The organism is Streptococcus sp. HMSC077D04, assembly GCF_001808785.1.
Taxonomy (GTDB): Bacteria; Bacillota; Bacilli; order Lactobacillales; family Streptococcaceae; genus Streptococcus; species Streptococcus mitis_BX.
In genome coordinates this window covers 187,712-203,739 of sequence record NZ_KV794547.1, presented here as the reverse complement: position 1 = coordinate 203,739, position 16,028 = coordinate 187,712, and the positions used below count along the sequence as shown (strand labels likewise).

Here is a 16,028-nt window from a genome sequence, read left to right as displayed (position 1 = left end):
CTAGGAGAAAAAATGATAACATTAAAATCAGCTCGTGAAATCGAAGCTATGGACAAGGCTGGTGATTTCCTTGCAAGTATTCATATCGGCTTACGTGATTTGATTAAGCCTGGCGTAGATATGTGGGAAGTTGAAGAATACGTTCGCCGTCGTTGTAAGGAAAAAAATTTCCTTCCACTTCAGATTGGGGTTGACGGTGCCATGATGGACTATCCTTATGCTACCTGCTGCTCTCTTAATGATGAAGTTGCTCACGCTTTCCCTCGTCACTATATCTTGAAAGATGGTGATTTGCTCAAGGTTGATATGGTTTTGGGAGGTCCAATTGCTAAATCGGATTTGAATGTCTCAAAATTAAACTTCAACAATGTTGAGCAAATGAAAAAATACACTCAGAGCTATTCTGGTGGTCTAGCAGATTCTTGTTGGGCTTATGCTGTAGGTACACCATCCGAAGAAGTGAAAAACTTGATGAATGTAACTAAAGAAGCCATGTATAAGGGCATTGAGCAAGCTGTTGTTGGGAACCGTATTGGTGATATTGGTGCAGCCATTCAAGAATACGCTGAAAGTCGTGGTTATGGTGTAGTGCGTGATTTGGTTGGTCATGGTGTTGGCCCAACTATGCACGAAGAACCAATGGTTCCTAACTATGGTATTGCTGGTCGTGGGCTTCGTCTCCGTGAAGGAATGGTATTGACCATTGAACCAATGATCAATACAGGTGACTGGGAAATTGATACAGATATGAAAACTGGCTGGGCGCATAAGACCATTGACGGTGGACTGTCATGCCAATATGAACACCAATTTGTCATTACTAAGGATGGTCCGGTAATCTTGACTAGTCAAGGTGAAGAAGGAACTTATTAATAAAAAGTGAAAAGACTACTGGAAGTTTATTTTGAAAAATTCAGTAGATCTTTTCATATAAAATAAACGCATTGTATTGATGTTTTCAGGCTTTTGAAGACAATAAAAATAGGCTCCATAATATCTGTAGGAGACTTATCTACAGATATTATGGAGCTTTTTTCTTATGCTCAGAATGGCAATTTCCCAGCGAAAGCACCCAGTTTTTTCTTGGTAGTTTCATCGATTTGTTCAAGAGCAGAGTTGATTGCTTGAACGGTCATATCAGAAAGAGTTTCAAGGTCTTCTGGGTCAACGACAGCTGGATTGAAGTCAATGCTGACAACTTTCTTATCTCCAGTTAAGGTCGCTTGGACAAGGTCTTGAGCAGATTTGCCGACAAATTGCATAGCCGCAAGTTCAGCTTGACTTTGTTCCATTTGTTTTTGAAGTTTTTGTGCTTGGCGCATCATGTTTTGCATGTTCATCATGGTGATTTCAGTTTCCTTTTATCTTATTTTCTTTCCTATTTTATCAATTTTGAGGATAAAAGTCTATTATTAGTATAAGTTACTCAATATTAAATTGTCTGAAAATTTATTGAAAAATGAGTGAAAACATGGTATAATGAAACGTAAAATTAATTCAGGTTTCCTGAATCAATAGGAGTAAACAATGAAAAAACTAGGTTTTGTCCTTTTATCTTCAGCCTTGCTATTGACAGCTTGTGCTAATAATCAATCTAAGCCAAGTAACACAAGTGATTCGTCCAAGGTGACAGTCTTGTCTGAAGATAAGCAAAAAATGCTTGATAAGGCCACTGCTGAATATAAGACTTTTGTGCAAGAGCAAATTGATAAACTGTTGACAGATACGGAAGGCTTTGTCAAACTTTTGAAAGAAGGTAAGTTAGAAGAAGCCAAAAAGGTTTATCCACTGATTCGTATGTCTTATGAGCGTTCAGAACCAATTGCCGAAAGTTTTGGTGAGTCAGATGTCAAGATTGACTTCCGTTTGTCAGACTATATGGACGAAAACAAGACAGAAGAAGGTTGGTCAGGTTTCCACCGTATCGAGCGTATCCTTTGGGAAAACAATACAACTAAAGGAACTGAAAGCTATGGAGATCAGTTGGTCAATGATATCAAGGAATTGAAAGCCAAGATTGCAACTGTAGATGTGGACTACAAAGTTATGTTGACTGGAGCAGTTGACTTGCTTAATGAAGTCGCAACAAGCAAGATTACAGGTGAAGAGGAAATTTACTCACATACAGACTTGTATGACTTCCGTGCCAATATCGAAGGAGCTGAGAAGATTTTCCAACTCTTTAAACCTTTACTTGAAAAATCAGATGCTAACCTAGTTAAAGAATTGGAAGCAGATTTCAAGTCTGTTAATAGTTTGCTGGACAAACACATGACAGACAAGGAACACTATAAACTCTATACAGATTTGACAAAAGAAGATACCAAAGAATTGTCAGAAGCGGTGACAAAACTTGGTGAACCTCTATCGCAAATGGGTAAATTTCTTAGTGGAGAATAAGAGTCATGACTGAAAAAGACGAAAAGTTTTTTGAGAAGAAAATGGACCGTCGAGAATTTCTAAAAAAAGCAGGGATTGGAGGGGCTGGTTTAGCGCTAGGACTCTCTGGTGCTTCTGCTTTTTTCGCACCTAAGCTTGGGACTCAAGAAAAAATCTCGTACGGAAATGAAAAAATTGCTTTTTATGGCAAACATCAAGCTGGGATTAGTACGCCCATGCAAAAAAATATCTATTTTGTTGTCTTGGACTTGCATACGACAGATAAGGATAAGATTATCCAGTTGTTCAAGGATTGGACGGATTATAGTGCCAAGTTGGTCGAGGGAGAATTGGTCAAAAAAGATGGCCAGAATGCTCTCTTGCCTCCTAGCGATACTGGAGAGACAGTAGGGCTTAATCCGCATCGTTTGACCCTGACTTTTGGTGTGTCTGCCAGTTTCTTGAAAAAGATGAACTTGGAAAACAAGCGTCCTCAAGTGTTTAGGGATTTGCCACCTTTTCCTAAAGAGCAATTGCGTGAAAAATATACTGGTGGGGATATTGTGATTCAGGCTTGTGCAGATGATGAGCAGGTTGCCTTTCATGCCATTCGCAATCTCATCCGTAAGGGAAGAAATGCAGTGACCCTTCGTTGGAGTCAGTCTGGATTTGCAGCTATCGGAGATCGAATGGAGACTCCGCGTAACCTCTTTGGTTTTAAAGATGGAACAGCAAATCCAACCAAGGAGCAAGACTTTGACCGCGTTATCTGGGCTGATAGTAAGGACTGGATGGAAAATGGTTCTTATATGGCAGTGCGTCGGATTCAGATGTTTTTAGAGACCTGGGACCGCACTAGTCTTGAAGAACAAGAAAATACTTTTGGTCGTTACAAGAAAAGTGGTGCCCCCTTTGGTAAGAAGAACGAGTTTGATGAAGTGGATTTGAGTCTTTTGCCAGATGATTCGCATGTTCGTTTAGCCAAGGAAGTGGACAAGCCGCTTTTACGTCGTTCTTATTCTTACTCAGATGGGATTGATGAAAAGACTGGCCAGTTTGATACGGGTCTGCTCTTCATTTCTTTCCAGAAGGACCCTGATAACTTTGTCAAGGTTCAAACCAATCTAGGTGCTACTGATAAGATGAATGAATATATCACTCACATCGGTAGTGGACTCTTTGCTTGCTTTGGTGGTGTGGAGAAAGGAGGCTACATTGGTCAGAAATTATTGGAAGGCTAGAAGCTGGTTCTTGGTTTTAGCTTTGTTATTTTTAATTCTTTCCCCAGTAGGTGCCCAAGAGAGTCTAAGTTCTTACTTTGTGAAAATCACAGATGCGTCCAAAGCGGTTAAAAATGGCAATCAGTCTGAAGCACAGAAACTCGTTGCAGAGATGGCATCAGACTTTGAAAGAGTAAAAGACAGTAATTCTGAGGCTGGTAAAGTCGTTAAGGAAAAGTTAGTACAATCAGGAGAGATTACTGAAGACAAACTCACTCAACTTTCTTCAGCCTTATTAGCCTTTGAAAAAGAACAAAATCCTGTTGACTTAGATGCGGAAAAGGAAAAATTGGTCAACCGTCTAAGTCCTCGTTTTGAAGCATTGGAGCAGGCCATTGCCTCCAAAGATTTGGAAAAAGTGCGAGAAGCCTTTAAGAAAATGAATTCCACTTGGACTATCAATGAAAGTGTGGTTCGTGACAATAGTACGGCCCATTATGGACGTGTTGAAACAGCTATTTCCTTCCTACGTAGTAGCATGGAAACCGAGCCTACAGATTTTAACTCGATCCAGACTTCCTTTGAGGACTTAAAAAAGGCTATTGATGATTTTGTAAGCGGAAAAGAAGTAGTAGCAACGTCTTCTGATTTGAATCTTAAAGACGGTATTGCCCTTTTGAAGAAGGCTCTAGAACAATTCCAAGCTGGTGATCAAGCATCAGGAGCAGCTAGTATGAAGGAATTCATCACTATCTGGCCAACGATTGAGGGTTCTGTCAGCACAACCAATCCTTCCCTCTATACTAGAGTGGAAAGTGAAAGCCCTGTGATTATGGTTAAGGGAAGTGAGAAGGACTACCAAGAAAAATTAGAAAAACTGATTGCAGATTTATCACAGATTGATACTAGCGCACGTTACAATGCCTTTGATGCCATGCTGATCCTCTTGAGAGAAGGAGTAGAAGCTCTCTTAATCGTTATGACCTTGGTGACAACCTTGAAAGCAGCCAAGTTGCGAAAAGGCCTCAAGTGGGTTTATGGTGGTGCTATCACAGGGATCATGGCCAGTCTGGTCATTGCTTTCATCCTGCAAATTGCTTTTCCAGCAGTGACATCAGGATCCAATCGTGAAATCATCGAAGGAGCAGTTGGGATTTTTGCAGTTGCTATGATGATTTTGATTGGAATCTGGCTCCACAGCAAATCTTCTGTCAAAAAATGGAATGCCTTTATGGAGTCGCAAATGGAAACAGTGACCAAAACAGGTTCTTTCATTTCCATGTTTGCCCTCAGTTTTCTAGCTGTTTTCCGTGAGGGAGCAGAAACCATTCTCTTTTATGTTGGGATTTCACCAAGAATTTCCAGCTTTGAGTTTGTCTTGGGGATTTCACTTGCCTTGCTGGTTCTGATAATTATTGCCCTTGTGATGAACAAGGCCAGTCAATTTTTCCTGCCACATAAGGTCTTCTTTATCCTGACTTGGATGATTTATGCCCTAGCCTTCAAGATGCTGGGAGTTAGTGTCCATGCTCTTCAGTTGACCAATATGGCTCCTAACCACTTGCTGACAGGATTTCCAACAATCGACCTTCTTGGAATTTATCCAAGTTGGGAAGGCTTGGTCAGTCAGCTAATCTTTGTTGTTATCGTTTTGATTGTCACTTTCAGACAGGGTGAAGAATAGATGGATAGAAAAGAATTGACAATCGTTGAACATCTGGTAGAATTTAGAAAGAGATTATTGGCAGTGGTCATTTGTTTCTTTTTGGTATTCTGTGTTTCTCTGCTTTTTGCAGACCAGATTTATCAGTATGTGACCCAATCTTTTCAGCAAAAGTTGATTGTTTTAGGTCCTAATGATATTTTATGGATATACATACGTTTGGCTAGTCTGATGGCCTTTACCATCACCCTACCTTATACAGTTTATCATATTTGGTCTTTCATCAAACCTGGTTTAAGAAAGGAAGAAGCTAGAGCAATTTTTGCCTATATTCCAGCTAGTTTCCTTTGTTTTCTAGTTGGACTGGCTTTTGGTTTTTACTTTGTAACACCAGCCTTACTTCAGGTTTTATTAGGGCTAGGAGAAGGACTATTTGAAACACAGTTAACAGCTCAAAATTATCTGTCCTTTGTTTTTCAAACGACTTTGCCCTTGGCTCTGATTTTTGAATTGCCAGTTATCATTGCCTTTTTGACGTCAATTGGACTCATTGAACCAGAATTATTGATTGCTTATCGCCGATATGCTTATTTTATTTTATTGGTACTCGCAGTCATCTTGACACCAGCTGACTTTGTCAGCGATTTGGCAATGACTGCCCCCTTGATATTACTCTATGAATTGAGTATTGCTATCAGCAAACACATTATGAAACGCAAGCAGAAAGGAGAGAGAAATGGGAATCTTACGTGATATCGGAGCACCAGGATTGATTATTATTGTTTTAGGAGCTCTCTTGATCTTCGGACCAAAGCGATTGCCTGAACTAGGCGAGTCAATCGGTAAAATGCTGTCTGAATTTAAAAAAGCAGTTAAAGGAACTGAAAATCAAGATAAGAAAGATTAAGACTGGTGAGTTTTACTAAAAATAAGAAGTTAGGAAGTGTGTCTCTATTGGACATTTATCATTTCCTAGCTTTTTCTTGTATTAAGAAAATATAAATTTAAGCTTTCTTTAAGAAAACTATATTATTCTGAAGAACTCTAAAATTTCACAGCCATTTATTAGTAATGACTATTGAATTCCTAGTCACTACTAGAAATGGACTAGTTTCTTTGAATAATGGAACTGCTTAATCCTCCTATTCTAGAACGGGATGACTAGTATTTCTTTTATGATAGGACTAGATTGTGGTATAATAGAGAGAATAAGTTTTTTTAGTAAGACAAAGGAGAAAATAGATGATTTATGCAGGAATTCTTGCCGGTGGAACTGGCACACGTATGGGAATCAGTAATTTGCCAAAACAATTTTTAGAGCTAGGTGATCGACCTATTTTGATTCATACAATTGAAAAATTTGTCTTGGAACCAAGTATTGAAAAAATTGTGGTTGGGGTTCATGGAGACTGGGTTTCCCATGCAGAGGATCTTGTAGATAAATATCTACCTCTTCATAAAGATCGTATCATCATTACAAAAGGTGGTGCTGACCGTAATACGAGTATTGAGAAAATCATTGAAGCCATTGATGCTTATCGTCCGCTTACTCCAGAGGACATCGTTGTTACCCACGATTCTGTTCGTCCATTCATTACGCTTCGTATGATTCAAGACAATATCAAACTTGCTCAAAATCATGACGCAGTGGACACAGTGGTAGAAGCGGTTGATACTATCGTTGAAAGTACTAACGGTCAATTTATTACAGATATTCCAAATCGTGCTCACCTCTATCAAGGACAAACACCTCAAACATTCCGTTGCAAGGACTTCATGGATCTTTACGGTTCTCTCTCTGCCGAAGAGAAAGAAATCTTAACAGATGCATGTAAAATCTTTGTAATCAAAGGAAAAGATGTAGCCTTGGCTAAGGGTGAATATTCAAATCTGAAAATTACTACAGTAACAGATTTGAAGATTGCAAAAAGCATGATTGAGGAAGAGTAATAAAATGATTAATCAAATTTACCAACTAACAAAGCCTAAGTTTATCAATGTCAAATATCAGGAAGAGGCTATTGACCAAGAGAATCATATCCTCATCCGCCCTAATTATATGGCGGTCTGTCATGCGGATCAGCGTTACTACCAAGGAAAACGTGATCCGAAGATTTTGAATAAAAAACTTCCAATGGCAATGATTCACGAGTCATGTGGAACCGTTATTTCTGACCCGACAGGAACCTACGAGGTTGGTCAAAAAGTTGTCATGATTCCCAATCAGCCTCCTATGCAGAGTGATGAAGAATTCTATGAAAACTACATGATAGGGACCCATTTCTTGTCTAGTGGCTTTGATGGCTTTATGAGAGAATTTGTTTCTCTCCCTAAAGATCGTGTGGTGCCTTATGATGCTATCGAAGATACGGTTGCAGCCATTACAGAGTTTGTCAGTGTCGGTATGCATGCTATGAATCGCTTATTGACACTTGCTCATAGCAAGCGGGACCGAATCGCCGTCATCGGAGATGGAAGTTTAGCTTTTGTGGTTGCCAATATTATCAACTATACTCTACCAGAAGCAGAGATTGTGGTTATTGGTCGTCATTGGGAAAAGTTGGAACTCTTCTCTTTTGCCAAGGAATGCTATATTACTGATAATATTCCTGAAGATTTGGCCTTTGACCATGCTTTTGAGTGTTGTGGTGGTGATGGTACTGGACCAGCTATTAATGACTTGATTCGCTACATTCGTCCTCAGGGAACGATTCTCATGATGGGAGTTAGTGAGTATAAAGTCAATCTCAATACACGCGATGCCTTAGAAAAAGGTTTGCTCTTGGTTGGTTCCTCTCGTTCTGGTCGCATCGATTTTGAAAATGCAATCCAAATGATGGAAGTCAAGAAATTTGCCAATCGTCTTAAAAATATCCTTTATCTAGAAGAACCTGTAAGAGAAATTAAAGATATTCACCGTATCTTTGCGACCGATTTAAACACGGCCTTTAAAACTGTGTTTAAGTGGGAAGTATAAGTGCTGGAGGTTAATTGTGGAGAAAATTATTAAAGAAAAAATTTCTTCCTTACTTAGTGAAGAAGAGGAAGTCCTCAGTGTTGAACAACTGGGTGGAATGACCAATCAAAACTATTTGGTCAAAACAACAAATAAGCAATACATTGTTAAGTTCTTTGGTAAAGGGACAGAAAAGCTTATCAATCGTCAAGATGAAAAGTACAATCTTGAACTACTTAAAGATTTAGACTTAGATGTCAAAAATTATCTTTTTGATATTGAAGCTGGTATCAAAGTAAATGAGTATATCGAATCTGCGATTACACTTGATTCAACTACAATCAAGACCAAGTTCGATAAAATTGCTCCAATTTTACAAACCATTCATGCTTCTGGTAAGGAATTAAGAGGAGAATTTGCTCCTTTTGAAGAAATCAAAAAATACGAATCCTTGATTGAAGAAGAGATTCCTTATGCTAACTATGAAGCAGTTCGAGAAGAAGTCTTCTCCTTAGAGAAAAGACTAGCTGACTTAGGTGTTGACAGAAAATCTTGTCATATCGATTTGGTGCCTGAAAACTTTATCGAATCACCTCAAGGACGACTTTATCTGATTGACTGGGAATATTCATCAATGAATGATCCAATGTGGGATTTGGCTGCCCTCTTTTTAGAATCTGAATTCACTCCCCAAGAGGAAGAAGCTTTCTTATCTCACTATGAGAGTGACCAAACACCTGTCTCTCGTGAAAAGATTGCCATTTATAAAATTTTACAAGATGCTATTTGGAGTCTATGGACAGTCTACAAAGAAGAGCAAGGTGCAGATTTTGGTGACTATGGTGTGAGTCGTTACCAAAGAGCTGTTAAAGGTCTGGCTAATTATGGAGGTTCATATGAAAAATAAAAATGGAGTTTCCTTCGGTCTACTCTCAGGTGTTTTCTGGGGGTTAGGTCTAACAATTAGCGCTTACATCTTTTCAATTTTTACAGATTTGTCGCCCTTTGTGGTGGCCGCTGCTCACGATTTCTTGAGTATCTTTATCTTACTAGCTTTTCTCTTGGTAAAAGAAGGAAAAGTTCGTCTCTCAATTTTCTTAAATATTCGCAATGTCAGTGTTATCATAGGAGCCTTATTAGCAGGTCCTATTGGTATGCAGGCCAATCTTTATGCAGTTAAGTATATCGGTAGCTCCTTGGCTTCATCTGTATCGGCTATTTACCCTGCGATTTCAGTTTTATTGGCTTTCTTCTTTTTGAAGCACAAGATTTCGAAAAATACTGTATTTGGTATTGTCTTGATTATTGGAGGGATTATTGCCCAGACCTATAAGGTTGAACAGGTCAATTCCTTCTACATTGGGATTCTCTGTGCTTTGGTTTGTGCTATTGCATGGGGAAGCGAAAGTGTTCTTAGTTCTTTTGCCATGGAAAGTGAATTGAGTGAAATCGAAGCCCTCTTAATCCGTCAAGTGACTTCATTCTTGTCCTATCTAGTGATTGTGCTCTTCTCTCATCAGTCATTTGCAGAAGTGGCCAATGGACAATTGTTAGGTCTTATGATTGTCTTTGCAGCTTTTGATATGATTTCCTATTTGGCTTATTATATCGCTATCAATCGCTTGCAACCAGCCAAGGCTACAGGCTTGAATGTGAGCTATGTAGTATGGACAGTCTTGTTTGCAGTTGTTTTCTTGGGTGCACCGCTAGATATGTTGACAATTATTACGTCACTTGTCGTCATTGCTGGAGTTTATATTATTATTAAAGAATAAAGGAGATTCGTGTGAAAGCTATCATCTTAGCAGCGGGATTGGGAACTCGCTTGCGTCCTATGACTGAAAATACCCCTAAAGCCTTGGTTCAGGTTAATGAAAAACCTTTGATTGAATACCAAATTGAGTTTCTCAAAGAAAAAGGAATCAATGATATCATCATCATCGTTGGTTACCTTAAAGAACAATTCGATTACTTAAAAGAAAAATACGGAGTTCGACTCGTTTTCAATGATAAATACGCTGATTACAATAACTTTTACTCTCTCTATCTTGTAAAAGAAGAATTGGCAAACAGTTATGTTATTGATGCAGATAACTATCTCTTTAAAAATATGTTCCGTAATGATTTGACACGTTCGACTTATTTTAGTGTCTATCGTGAAGATTGTACTAATGAATGGTTCTTAGTCTATGGCGATGACTACAAAGTTCAAGACATTATTGTTGATAGCAAGGCAGGTCGCATCCTTAGTGGTGTATCCTTCTGGGATGCTCCAACTGCAGAAAAGATTGTCAGCTTTATCGACAAGGCCTATGCAAGTGGTGAATTTGTTGATCTCTACTGGGACAATATGGTTAAGGATAACATCAAAGAGCTAGATGTCTATGTTGAAGAATTAGAAGGCAATAGCATCTATGAAATCGATAGTGTCCAAGACTATCATAAATTGGAAGAAATTCTTAAAAACGAAAATTAAAGATTCCAACATCTGGCTAAAATAGTCGGATGTTTTTTTGATTTTTTACGAATAAATAGATGAGTAGAAAAAGAAATGGAGATATTTATGAAAATCACAAACTATGAAATCTATAAGTTAAAAAAATCAGGTTTGACCAATCAACAGATTTTGAATGTCCTAGAATACGGTGAAAATGTTGATCAAGAACTGTTGTTAGGTGATATTGCAGATATATCAGGTTGCCGAAATCCAGCTGTTTTTATGGAACGTTATTTTCAGATAGACGATACGCATTTGGAGAAGGAGTTTCAAAAATTTCCATCTTTCTCTATTTTAGATGACTGTTATCCTTGGGATTTGAGTGAAATATATGATGCGCCTGTACTATTATTTTACAAGGGAAATCTTGATCTCTTGAAATTCCCGAAGGTAGCAGTCGTAGGAAGTCGTGCTTGTAGCAAACAGGGAGTTAAGTCAGTTGAAAAAGTCATTCAGGGCTTGGAAAATGAACTGGTTATAGTCAGTGGATTAGCCAAGGGCATTGACACAGCAGCTCATATGGCAGCCCTGCAGAATGGCGGAAAAACCATTGCAGTGATTGGAACAGGACTGGATGTGTTTTATCCTAAAGCCAATAAACGCTTGCAAGACTACATCGGCAATGACCATCTGGTTCTCAGTGAATATGGACCTGGCGAACAACCTCTGAAATTTCATTTTCCTGCCCGTAATCGCATCATCGCTGGACTTTGTCGAGGTGTTATCGTAGCAGAGGCTAAGATGCGCTCAGGTAGCCTCATTACTTGTGAGAGAGCAATGGAAGAAGGACGCGATGTTTTTGCTATTCCTGGAAGTATTTTAGATGGATTATCAGACGGTTGCCATCATTTGATTCAAGAAGGGGCAAAATTGGTCACAAGTGGGCAAGATGTGCTTGCGGAATTTGAATTTTAATACTCTTCGAAAATCAAATTCAAACCACGTCAGCTTCCATCTGCAACCTCAAAACAGTGTTTTGAGCAGCCTGCGGCTAGCTTCCTAGTTTGCTCTTTGATTTTCATTGAGTATAAGAAGAAAGTCCGCTTACTAGACAAACTTTTCTTCTATATATAGGAGCTAAGTCTTGACAGTTATGGCAAAATGGTTTACACTTTATAAAGTTTATTACTTTGAAAAGGTGTGATACTGTGGCTACGGCAACAAAAAAGAAAAAATCAACAGTTAAAAAAAATCTAGTAATCGTGGAGTCGCCTGCTAAGGCCAAGACGATTGAAAAATATCTAGGCAGAAACTATAAGGTTTTAGCCAGTGTCGGGCATATCCGTGATTTGAAGAAATCCAGTATGTCAGTCGATATTGAAAATAATTACGAACCGCAATATATCAATATCCGAGGCAAAGGTCCTCTTATCAATGACTTGAAAAAAGAAGCCAAAAAAGCTAATAAAGTCTTTCTGGCGAGTGACCCGGACCGTGAAGGAGAAGCGATTTCTTGGCATTTGGCCCATATTCTCAACTTAGATGAAAATGATGCCAACCGTGTGGTCTTCAATGAAATCACCAAGGATGCGGTCAAAAATGCTTTTAAAGAACCACGCAAGATTGATATGGACTTGGTCGATGCACAACAGGCTCGTCGTGTCTTGGATCGCTTGGTAGGCTATTCGATTTCGCCTATTTTGTGGAAAAAGGTCAAGAAGGGCTTGTCAGCAGGTCGCGTTCAGTCTATTGCGCTTAAGTTAATCATTGACCGTGAGAATGAAATTAATGCCTTCCAACCAGAAGAATATTGGACAATTGATGGTGTCTTTAAAAAGGGAACCAAGCAATTTCAGGCTTCCTTCTATGGTGTCGATGGTAAAAAGCTGAAACTGACTAGTAATGATGAGGTCAAGGAAGTCTTGTCTCGTCTGACTGGTAAAGATTTTTCAGTGGATCAGGTGGATAAGAAAGAGCGCAAACGCAATGCTCCTTTACCTTATACTACTTCATCTATGCAGATGGATGCTGCCAATAAAATCAATTTCCGTACTCGAAAAACCATGATGGTTGCCCAACAGCTTTATGAAGGGATTAATATTGGTTCTGGTGTGCAAGGTTTGATTACCTATATGCGTACCGATTCGACTCGTATCAGTCCTGTAGCGCAGAACGAAGCAGCAAGTTTCATTACGGATCGTTTTGGTAGCAAGTATTCTAAGCATGGTAGCAAGGTTAAAAATGCTTCTGGAGCTCAGGATGCCCACGAGGCGATTCGCCCGTCTAGCGTCTTTAATACACCTGAAAGTATTGCTAAGTATCTGGACAAGGATCAGCTCAAGCTTTATACCCTTATCTGGAATCGTTTTGTAGCTAGCCAGATGACAGCTGCTGTCTTTGATACCATGGCTGTTAAATTGTCTCAAAATGGAGTTCAATTTGCTGCAAATGGTAGTCAGGTTAAGTTTGATGGTTATCTTGCCATTTATAATGATTCTGACAAGAATAAGATGTTACCAGATATGGCTGTGGGAGATGTGGTCAAACAGGTCAATAGCAAACCAGAGCAACATTTCACCCAACCACCTGCCCGTTATTCTGAAGCGACCCTTATCAAGACCTTGGAGGAAAATGGAGTTGGACGTCCGTCAACCTACGCGCCAACCATTGAAACCATTCAGAAACGTTATTATGTTCGCCTTGCATCCAAACGTTTTGAACCGACAGAGTTGGGGGAAATTGTCAACAAGCTCATCGTTGAATATTTCCCAGATATCGTAAACGTAACCTTTACAGCTGAAATGGAAGGCAAGCTGGATGATGTCGAAGTCGGAAAAGAGCAGTGGCAACGTGTTATAGACTCCTTTTACAAACCATTCTCTAAAGAAGTGGCCAAGGCTGAAGAAGAAATGGAAAAAATCCAGATCAAGGATGAACCAGCTGGATTTGATTGTGAAGTGTGTGGCAGTCCAATGGTTATTAAACTTGGTCGTTTTGGTAAGTTCTACGCTTGTAGCAATTTCCCAGATTGCCGTCATACCCAAGCAATCGTGAAAGAGATTGGTGTTGAGTGTCCAAGTTGTCATCAGGGACAAATCATTGAGCGTAAAACCAAACGTAACCGCCTCTTCTATGGTTGCAATCGCTATCCAGACTGTGAATTTACCTCTTGGGACAAGCCTGTTGGTCGTGACTGTCCAAAATGTGGCAACTTCCTCATGGAGAAAAAAGTCCGTGGTGGTGGCAAGCAGGTTGTATGTAGTAATGGCGACTACGAAGAAGAAAAGATTAAATAAGAGGAGAGTCCTGAAAGTTAATTTCAGGCTCTTTTGGTTAGAACTTGACAAGATTCACCATTGTATGCGAAACTAGAAGAAGATTATTTTAACTAGGAGAAGTTATGCGTATTATTTATCTGATAATTGGTTTTTTATCACTGGTCTTGGCTATTGTTGGGGTTGTTTTACCCTTGTTGCCTACAACGCCTTTTCTTTTGTTGTCTATTGCTTGTTTCTCAAGAAGTTCCAAGCGCTTCGAAGATTGGCTTTATCATACCAAGCTCTATCAAGCATATGTAGCTGATTTTCGCGAGACCAAGTCCATTGCGCGTGAACGAAAGAAAAAAATCATCGTATCTATCTACATCTTGATGGGAATTTCCATTTATTTTGCCCCTCTTTTACCAGTAAAAATCGGTCTGGGAGCTTTGACCATCTTTATCACCTATTATCTCTTCAAGGTCATTCCAGACAAAGAATAGTTAAAACAGTAGTTATTTGCCTTGATAAAATTGAAAGCATATTTACAATAATATGATATAATAAATTTAAAGTAATCTTCAAGGAGAATCAAATGATTTACGAATTTTGTGCTGAAAATGTGACCTTGCTTGAAAAAGCGATGCAGGCTGGAGCTCGTCGAATCGAACTCTGTGACAATCTAGCAGTTGGTGGGACAACTCCCAGCTATGGAGTGACCAAGGCAGCGGTTGAATTGGCAGCTAACTACGATACGACCATCATGACCATGATTCGTCCACGTGGTGGCGACTTTGTCTATAATGACCTAGAAATTGATATCATGTTAGAAGACATTCGGTTGACCGCTCAGGCTGGAAGTCAAGGGGTTGTATTTGGGGTTTTAACTGCTGATAAGAAGTTGGATAAGCCTAATCTTGAGAAGTTAATAGCTGCATCAAAAGGAATGGAAATTGTCTTTCACATGGCCTTTGATGAATTGAGCGAAGAAGACCAGTTAGAAGCTATTGACTGGCTCAGCCAAGCTGGTGTCACTCGTATCCTGACTCGCGCTGGTGTATCTGGCGACTCTCTAGACAAACGTTTTGCTCACTATCACAGAATTTTAGAGCACGCTAAAGGTAAGATTGAAATTCTACCAGGTGGGGGGATTGGCCTTGACAACCGTCAAACCTTTATAGACCAGCTTGGCGTGACACAATTACATGGAACTAAGGTTATCTTTTAAAAAATAGAAAGGAACTGCTAGCCTTGGGTAGCAGTTTTCGCTTATGTTTGAAATATTTAAATCCTATCAGTTTAATCAAGAAAAAGCTTTTGCCTATGGTTTTGTAGAAAATAGTGGAGTCTGGACCTATAGTTGCCAGATTTTGCAAGGTGACTTTGTCATGACTGTATCCATCACTGCTGATAATGTGAGTTTTCAAGTCTTTGACCATGAGACTGGTGACCTCTATCCTCAAGTCCATATGGAAAGTTTTAAAGGAAGTTTTGTTGCAAGTGTCCGTGAGGCTTGTCTGGAGATTCTTTACCAGATTCGGAAGGCTTGTTTTGATGTGCAAGATTTTATCTGTCCTCAGACTAAACGAATCATGACTAAAGTTCAAGAAAAGTATGGTAATCAGCTGGAGTATCTGTGGGAAAAATCACCTGATACAGCAGTGTTAAGACACGAAGGCAATAAAAAGTGGTATGCCGTCTTGATGAAAATCTCTTGGGATAAGTTGGAAAAGGGCAGAGAAGGACAGGTGGAAGCAGTCAACCTCAAACATGACCAAGTAGCTGATTTACTTTTAAATAAAGGTATTTATCCAGCTTTTCATATGAACAAACGCTACTGGATTAGTGTGGCGCTTGATGATGCTTTATCAGATGAAGAAGTGCTAGAATTGATAGAAAAAAGTTGGAACTTAACCACTAAAAAATGAAACATTTCAATATTTTTCAAGAACTTTCAATTAGCAAAATATTCTCTACTGAAGAAATTTTCAGAAAATATTGGATTTTTTCTTGACAAGTACTTTTGCCTATGCTAAAATACTAAACAAGATATCAAACGAAGGAGAAAGTCAAACATGAAAACAGCTAAGTTTAATCAATTCGCTTTGTTGTTGAG

The 16,028-nt window shown here is 39.1% G+C and carries 17 protein-coding genes; 16 read left to right on the top strand and 1 reads right to left on the bottom strand.

Features of this window, described 5'->3' with window-relative positions; translation table 11 throughout:
• Positions 1–12: 12 nt before the first annotated feature.
• Positions 13–873: a methionyl aminopeptidase gene (locus HMPREF2701_RS08015; protein WP_061589806.1), complete on the top strand. Its 861-nt coding sequence runs from the start codon at positions 13–15 to the stop codon at positions 871–873.
• A gap of 170 nt (positions 874–1,043) precedes the next feature.
• On the opposite strand, the gene HMPREF2701_RS08010 is transcribed toward HMPREF2701_RS08015, so the two are convergent.
• Positions 1,044–1,343 (bottom strand): YbaB/EbfC family nucleoid-associated protein, encoded by a 300-nt coding sequence (locus HMPREF2701_RS08010; RefSeq protein ID WP_000981526.1) that lies wholly within the window; start codon positions 1,341–1,343, stop codon positions 1,044–1,046.
• Positions 1,344–1,527: 184 nt separating this feature from the next.
• Here HMPREF2701_RS08010 and efeO point away from each other — a divergent pair, with 184 nt between their 5' ends.
• From efeO to HMPREF2701_RS07935, 15 genes are all read left to right on the top strand, one after another.
• Positions 1,528–2,400, top strand: coding sequence for an iron uptake system protein EfeO (gene efeO / locus HMPREF2701_RS08005; RefSeq protein WP_061589805.1), 873 nt, complete (start codon positions 1,528–1,530; stop codon positions 2,398–2,400).
• A gap of 5 nt (positions 2,401–2,405) precedes the next feature.
• Entirely contained in the window at positions 2,406–3,620 is a 1,215-nt protein-coding gene (efeB, locus tag HMPREF2701_RS08000; protein WP_061589804.1) for an iron uptake transporter deferrochelatase/peroxidase subunit, read from the top strand.
• Complete coding sequence (locus tag HMPREF2701_RS07995; protein ID WP_061589803.1) at positions 3,595–5,283, top strand: FTR1 family protein; 1,689 nt, start codon at positions 3,595–3,597, stop codon at positions 5,281–5,283. The genes efeB and HMPREF2701_RS07995 overlap by 26 nt, the downstream gene beginning before the upstream one ends.
• On the top strand, positions 5,284–6,015 hold the full coding sequence (gene tatC, locus HMPREF2701_RS07990; RefSeq protein WP_070482707.1) for a twin-arginine translocase subunit TatC: 732 nt from the start codon (positions 5,284–5,286) through the stop codon (positions 6,013–6,015).
• Positions 5,999–6,169: a twin-arginine translocase TatA/TatE family subunit gene (gene tatA, locus HMPREF2701_RS07985; RefSeq protein ID WP_020902402.1), complete on the top strand. Its 171-nt coding sequence runs from the start codon at positions 5,999–6,001 to the stop codon at positions 6,167–6,169. Before tatC ends, tatA begins: the two co-directional genes overlap by 17 nt.
• 335 nt (positions 6,170–6,504) lie before the next feature.
• Positions 6,505–7,212: an IspD/TarI family cytidylyltransferase gene (locus tag HMPREF2701_RS07980; protein WP_049488774.1), complete on the top strand. Its 708-nt coding sequence runs from the start codon at positions 6,505–6,507 to the stop codon at positions 7,210–7,212.
• Positions 7,213–7,216: 4 nt separating this feature from the next.
• Positions 7,217–8,239 carry a ribitol-5-phosphate dehydrogenase gene (locus HMPREF2701_RS07975; RefSeq protein ID WP_061589802.1) on the top strand — a complete coding sequence of 341 codons (1,023 nt, stop codon included), beginning with the start codon at positions 7,217–7,219 and terminating at the stop codon, positions 8,237–8,239.
• 16 nt (positions 8,240–8,255) lie between these two features.
• Positions 8,256–9,125 (top strand): phosphotransferase family protein, encoded by an 870-nt coding sequence (locus HMPREF2701_RS07970; protein ID WP_061589801.1) that lies wholly within the window; start codon positions 8,256–8,258, stop codon positions 9,123–9,125.
• Positions 9,115–9,993: a DMT family transporter gene (locus tag HMPREF2701_RS07965; RefSeq protein ID WP_000791850.1), complete on the top strand. Its 879-nt coding sequence runs from the start codon at positions 9,115–9,117 to the stop codon at positions 9,991–9,993. Before HMPREF2701_RS07970 ends, HMPREF2701_RS07965 begins: the two co-directional genes overlap by 11 nt.
• A gap of 11 nt (positions 9,994–10,004) precedes the next feature.
• Positions 10,005–10,694, top strand: coding sequence for a sugar phosphate nucleotidyltransferase (locus tag HMPREF2701_RS07960; RefSeq protein WP_061589800.1), 690 nt, complete (start codon positions 10,005–10,007; stop codon positions 10,692–10,694).
• Positions 10,695–10,781: 87 nt separating this feature from the next.
• Positions 10,782–11,630: a DNA-processing protein DprA gene (gene dprA, locus HMPREF2701_RS07955; RefSeq protein WP_061589799.1), complete on the top strand. Its 849-nt coding sequence runs from the start codon at positions 10,782–10,784 to the stop codon at positions 11,628–11,630.
• A gap of 233 nt (positions 11,631–11,863) precedes the next feature.
• Positions 11,864–13,951 carry a type I DNA topoisomerase gene (topA, locus tag HMPREF2701_RS07950; RefSeq protein ID WP_061589798.1) on the top strand — a complete coding sequence of 696 codons (2,088 nt, stop codon included), beginning with the start codon at positions 11,864–11,866 and terminating at the stop codon, positions 13,949–13,951.
• Positions 13,952–14,055: 104 nt separating this feature from the next.
• Positions 14,056–14,415, top strand: a complete 360-nt coding sequence (locus HMPREF2701_RS07945) for a YbaN family protein (protein WP_042751275.1) — start codon at positions 14,056–14,058, stop codon at positions 14,413–14,415.
• Between the two features lie 92 nt (positions 14,416–14,507).
• Entirely contained in the window at positions 14,508–15,140 is a 633-nt protein-coding gene (locus HMPREF2701_RS07940; protein WP_061589797.1) for a copper homeostasis protein CutC, read from the top strand.
• 43 nt (positions 15,141–15,183) lie between these two features.
• Positions 15,184–15,840, top strand: a complete 657-nt coding sequence (locus HMPREF2701_RS07935) for an MmcQ/YjbR family DNA-binding protein (RefSeq protein ID WP_061589796.1) — start codon at positions 15,184–15,186, stop codon at positions 15,838–15,840.
• Positions 15,841–16,028 lie beyond the last annotated feature (188 nt).

Excerpts from the sequence above, each read along its gene's own strand:
- HMPREF2701_RS08015 (WP_061589806.1), top strand. The coding sequence starts at position 13 with ATGATAACATTAAAATCAGCTCGTGAAATCGAAGCTATGGACAAGGCT.
- HMPREF2701_RS08010 (WP_000981526.1), bottom strand. The coding sequence starts at position 1,343 with ATGATGAACATGCAAAACATGATGCGCCAAGCACAAAAACTTCAAAAA.
- efeO (WP_061589805.1), top strand. The coding sequence starts at position 1,528 with ATGAAAAAACTAGGTTTTGTCCTTTTATCTTCAGCCTTGCTATTGACA.
- efeB (WP_061589804.1), top strand. The coding sequence starts at position 2,406 with ATGACTGAAAAAGACGAAAAGTTTTTTGAGAAGAAAATGGACCGTCGA.
- tatC (WP_070482707.1), top strand. The coding sequence starts at position 5,284 with ATGGATAGAAAAGAATTGACAATCGTTGAACATCTGGTAGAATTTAGA.
- tatA (WP_020902402.1), top strand. The coding sequence starts at position 5,999 with ATGGGAATCTTACGTGATATCGGAGCACCAGGATTGATTATTATTGTT.
- HMPREF2701_RS07980 (WP_049488774.1), top strand. The coding sequence starts at position 6,505 with ATGATTTATGCAGGAATTCTTGCCGGTGGAACTGGCACACGTATGGGA.
- HMPREF2701_RS07975 (WP_061589802.1), top strand. The coding sequence starts at position 7,217 with ATGATTAATCAAATTTACCAACTAACAAAGCCTAAGTTTATCAATGTC.
- HMPREF2701_RS07965 (WP_000791850.1), top strand. The coding sequence starts at position 9,115 with ATGAAAAATAAAAATGGAGTTTCCTTCGGTCTACTCTCAGGTGTTTTC.
- dprA (WP_061589799.1), top strand. The coding sequence starts at position 10,782 with ATGAAAATCACAAACTATGAAATCTATAAGTTAAAAAAATCAGGTTTG.
- HMPREF2701_RS07945 (WP_042751275.1), top strand. The coding sequence starts at position 14,056 with ATGCGTATTATTTATCTGATAATTGGTTTTTTATCACTGGTCTTGGCT.
- HMPREF2701_RS07940 (WP_061589797.1), top strand. The coding sequence starts at position 14,508 with ATGATTTACGAATTTTGTGCTGAAAATGTGACCTTGCTTGAAAAAGCG.
- HMPREF2701_RS07935 (WP_061589796.1), top strand. The coding sequence starts at position 15,184 with ATGTTTGAAATATTTAAATCCTATCAGTTTAATCAAGAAAAAGCTTTT.